This window comes from Corynebacterium sp. HMSC061H03, from assembly GCF_001838215.1.
In the GTDB taxonomy this organism is placed as follows: domain Bacteria; phylum Actinomycetota; class Actinomycetes; order Mycobacteriales; family Mycobacteriaceae; genus Corynebacterium; species Corynebacterium jeikeium_D.
The window spans coordinates 1-4072 of sequence record NZ_KV836078.1; the positions used below are offsets into that span (position 1 = coordinate 1).

Annotated in this window: 4 protein-coding genes and 1 tRNA gene; 4 read left to right on the top strand and 1 reads right to left on the bottom strand. The window is 59.3% G+C overall.

The window, feature by feature from the left end; all coding sequences use genetic code 11:
- Both HMPREF2787_RS08505 and HMPREF2787_RS08510 read left to right on the top strand, forming a co-directional pair.
- On the top strand, positions 1–556 hold a 556-nt coding region (locus HMPREF2787_RS08505), incomplete at its 5' end, for a hypothetical protein (RefSeq protein WP_070858999.1).
- Positions 557–760, top strand: coding sequence for a helix-turn-helix domain-containing protein (locus tag HMPREF2787_RS08510; RefSeq protein WP_005511351.1), 204 nt, complete (start codon positions 557–559; stop codon positions 758–760).
- A 49-nt stretch (positions 761–809) separates the two neighbouring features.
- On the opposite strand, the gene HMPREF2787_RS08515 is transcribed toward HMPREF2787_RS08510, so the two are convergent.
- Positions 810–2336, bottom strand: a complete 1527-nt coding sequence (locus tag HMPREF2787_RS08515) for an adenylate/guanylate cyclase domain-containing protein (RefSeq protein WP_070549776.1) — start codon at positions 2334–2336, stop codon at positions 810–812.
- An 82-nt stretch (positions 2337–2418) separates the two neighbouring features.
- On the opposite strand from HMPREF2787_RS08515, the gene HMPREF2787_RS08520 reads away from it, so the two are divergent.
- Together HMPREF2787_RS08520 and HMPREF2787_RS08525 are read left to right on the top strand one after the other, a co-directional pair.
- Positions 2419–3795 (top strand): DNA polymerase III subunit delta', encoded by a 1377-nt coding sequence (locus HMPREF2787_RS08520; RefSeq protein ID WP_070859000.1) that lies wholly within the window; start codon positions 2419–2421, stop codon positions 3793–3795.
- A 133-nt stretch (positions 3796–3928) separates the two neighbouring features.
- Positions 3929–4001 (top strand) — tRNA-Thr (locus HMPREF2787_RS08525).
- The last annotated feature ends 71 nt before the right edge of the window (positions 4002–4072 follow it).

Genomic DNA, 4072 nt, shown 5'->3' on the forward strand with positions numbered 1-4072 from the left:
TAAACCAGTCCAACTTTCGGGGGCCAGTTCAGTAATCGTGAGCCTTTTTGCCGGAGTGTTTGCACTGGTTTACATTTTGCTCCAGCTCCGCCATCCGGTTCTTCATCAGCAGTTCCCCAGTGATCTGACCCTGCTTTTGCCCGAAGTGCTGGGAAGTGGCAAAGGGGTTCCTATCGAGGTTATGAGTGGTGGAGTCCTCTCCTTGTTTATTGCTGCGACTGTTGTTCGATGCGCTATCGTCGCCGCGATTGCCGTGCTCTGCGTGTTGTTCTCACTCTCGTACCTGAAGGGCGAGTTTTTTACAGTTAAGACTGCGCGACGAGTTATGGCTATCTCCTGGCTGGTAGCGATGTATCCGGCAAGTAGTTTCCTACAGCATATGGGTGAAAACTGGGTCGCAAGTGGCCTGAATCTGAGCGCGTGGTACCAGCGTGATCATGCCGATTTCAATGAGCACCTGGGAATATGGTTTGTGCTTATGATAGTCATCTCCACTCTCGGAGTTATGTTGTTCCGAGCTGCGCGAATGCAGGAAGATCAGGAAGGACTCATTTAAATGGCGAAGGTTGTGTGCCACTTAGATGAGCTGCTTGAAAGCCGCGGAATGACGTTGGCAGCCCTTTCCGAACAGGTCGGGGTCACTCCGGTCAACCTCTCAGTGCTGAAAAACAACAGGGCGAAGGCCGTGCGATTCACGACGCTCACTATGTTGTGCGAAGCTTTGGACTGCCAGCCAGGAGATTTATTCTCGGTGGAGTAAGTGTGTTCGCCGTCTGAGAAGTCTAGGGGTACTGGGCGCCCAACGAGCCCTAAGCTTCGTCGGCAAGCGTTGGGCGCACCGGGCGCGCAAGCTGCGTCATGTGCGTACGGCCGCGCAGCTCCACGGACTTCAGGGTGGTCCAGCGAGCCTGCTCGTCCTCGTTGGCCAGGCGAATGGTGGAAGCTGTGGCGAGCACGCGGCCCGGGGTGTCCTTGGCCAGCTCGGTCAGACGGGCAGCCTGGTTAACCGCGTCACCAATAACCGTGTATTCAAAACGGTCGCGGGCACCGATGTGGCCGGCAACGACGTGCCCGGCGGAGACGCCGATACCCGCGGTGAGCTGGAGGTCGAGCAGTTCCTCGCGCAGTTCACGGGCGGCTGTGAGGGCGTGCCCAGCAGTGTCATCGAGGGGCAGGGGAGCGCCGAAGACAGCCAGAGCCGCGTCACCCTGGAACTTGTTGATAATGCCCTTATTGCGGTGCACACAGTCAACAACGTGGTCGAAGAAGGCATTGAGCTCACGGACAACGACTTCTGGCGAGTTCTTCTCCGCGAAGTTGGTCGAACCAATCACGTCCACAAACAGCACCGCGACGAGGCGATTCTCGCCGCCCAAAGTCGGCTTTTCTTCCAGAGCCTTACGGGCGACCTCAGACCCGACATAGCGGCCGAAGAGGTCACGGACCCGCTGACGCTCCTGCAGGCCACGCATCATTTCATTGAAACCCGCCTGGAGAACGCCCATCTCGGAGCCGTCGTAAATAGGCACGCGCGTATCCACCTGGCCCTGGCGGACCTTGTTAATCGCACCCGTGAGATCACGAATCGGGTCGACGATGGACATAGTGGCCAACATCGTGCCGAAATAGCCGGTAATCAGAGCCAGAATTGCCAGCGCGGTGATGGTGGGCAGCAAATCTGCCGCGTCATCTGTGAATAGACCACGGCGCTGACCTATCAGCACAAGCAGGATTGCTACCACTGGAACACCGCTGGTCAACACCCACGTCTGGCGCAGGCGGTGGCCAATCGGTGGCTCCAGCGAAGAATCCGGGGCCCTACGCGCCAGCGCCTCCACAGCAACCGGACGCACCATGCGCTCCGCAATTAGATAGGTCAACAGTGCCACCATGGCGCCACCGAGCACCGAGGTGAGCAGCACCATCAGGCCAATCTTGCTGTCATAGGCGAACGCGACTCCACTGAAGACAATCACGCCCAGAGACCAGATGACGGTACCCAAGAGTGCCTGATAGACAGGCACGCGCATGACCAGATAGCGCACCCGCCGCGGATCGTGCAGCTCTGGATGACGCTGCCATTTCAACAGCGGCTTGAACAGGATCCAAGTAGTGCCGATTCCCGCAATAATTGCCAGAACCAGGTAACCAGCCAGGGCATAGATGACCCCATTAGCCAACCGCGGCAGGTGAGTTTCTTGGTTCAGTGGCAACAGCATGCCGAGGAACAAGCCGACAATCATGGCTCCGACAAGGTTGCAGACGAAGATAAATGAGGCATAAGCAGGCCACATTGTCCCGCTTAGCCATTTCAGATTTCGCCAGAGCCGTTGCATGATTACTACCTTAGTGGCAACCCCGGATTGCAGGGAGTAGTTACCTCACAAGAGTCTCGTGGGGCGCGCTAGAGTTGTGGCCATGACAGAGCCGATGACAGAGCGCAGCGTGTTTTCTCGTATGCCCGAAACCGGTGGGGTTCGCCAGCGGCTGCAGGCTGCTGTGCGCGCTGCGCATTATCGCTTTGCCAATGGTCAACCGCTGGCAGGCGATGGGGTGGAGGTTTCGCCGGAAGGTGGGGACGCGGGGTCGTCGTTAAGCGATGTGCCACGCGACTCGGACATGACGCACGCCTGGCTGTTCACGGGACCTGCGGGGTCGGGGCGGTCGGTGACGGCGACGGCGTTTGCGGCGGCGCTGCTGTGCACGCGGCACGACAACCCCGGTTGTGGCGAGTGCGAGGGCTGCCGGACGGCGCTGGCGGGAACACATGGCGATATCAAGATTGTGCGCCCGGAGGGCACCATCATTTCCGTGGCGACGGTGAGGGACGAGCTGCGGCCCTGGGCCTACAAGATGCCCACAACGGCGGATTGTCGCGTGCTAATCATCGAAGACGCCGACCGCCTCAACGAATCCGCCTCAAATGCGCTGCTCAAGGTGGTGGAAGAGCCGCCGCTGCGCACGGTCATTATCATGTGCGCACCTACGACGAACGCGGAGGATTTCTCCGTTACGCTCCGTTCGCGCTGCCGCCACGTCTATGTGCCGACGCCGCATATCGACGACGTTACAAACCTCCTGCGCGCCGAGCGGCCAGAGCTTACCGATGAGCAAGCGGTCTGGGCCGCGACGGTGTCCAACGGTCACATCGGGCGTGCGCGTGGCTTTGTCTCCGATGAGGGCTCGCGTGCCTGGCGGGGCAAGGCCCTGGATTTCGTAGAGGCCGTGTTCGACCCGGCGAAGTCGTATTTGGCGGCGCGAGAGTTAGCCAACGAAGTGGCTGGCGAGGTGAAGCGGCGGATGGAGCCGCTAGAGGCTGAGGAGCTGGAGAATCTCGAGCGCTCGTTGGGTGTAGGTGCGTCTGGCAAGGGTGCGCAGGCGGCGCTGCGCGGCTCTAAGGGCGTGATCAAGGAGCTGGAGGATAATCAGAAGCGGCGGCGCAGGCGCGCGGAGTCAGATCTGATTGACCTGTCGTTGACCGACATTATGGGGCTTTACCGCGACGCCCTGGTGCTGGCGTTTGGGGCGGAACGTGCTGGGTCGGCTTCTGGCGCTTCTGTTTCAGATTCCGGCGCTGATTCCGAGTTTGGGGATGGCTCCGTCTATCTCATTAATCCGGACCGCCGGCGGACGGCGACGGAGCTAGCCCGACGCCTTCCGCCAGAGGCGATATTGGCCTCCATCGATGCTGTCACCGAGGTGCGCGGCATGCTCGTGACTGCAGTGAAGCTGACGGTCCTGATGGATGAATTGATGGCCAAACTGCAGATTGCAGGGCAGGTCGGCCGCAGGTAAGCCAGCAGCTATGCCCAATTCAGCGGACTGAAGACCCCATTTTGGTCACGATGGGGCAGTGCAGTAGTATTACCGCTTGTACATTTTGTGCAGAGTTATTTCTGCTTGCTTGAAAGCTCAGCGCGATGTGCGTGCCGCCTTAGCTCAGTCGGTAGAGCGTCTCACTCGTAATGAGAAGGTCGCGAGTTCGATTCTCGCAGGCGGCTCGGTTTGAAACGGGATCCTTGGAAAAGGGTCCCGTTTTTTGGGTTAAGTAAAGAAAAGTGTGTCTTTTCCG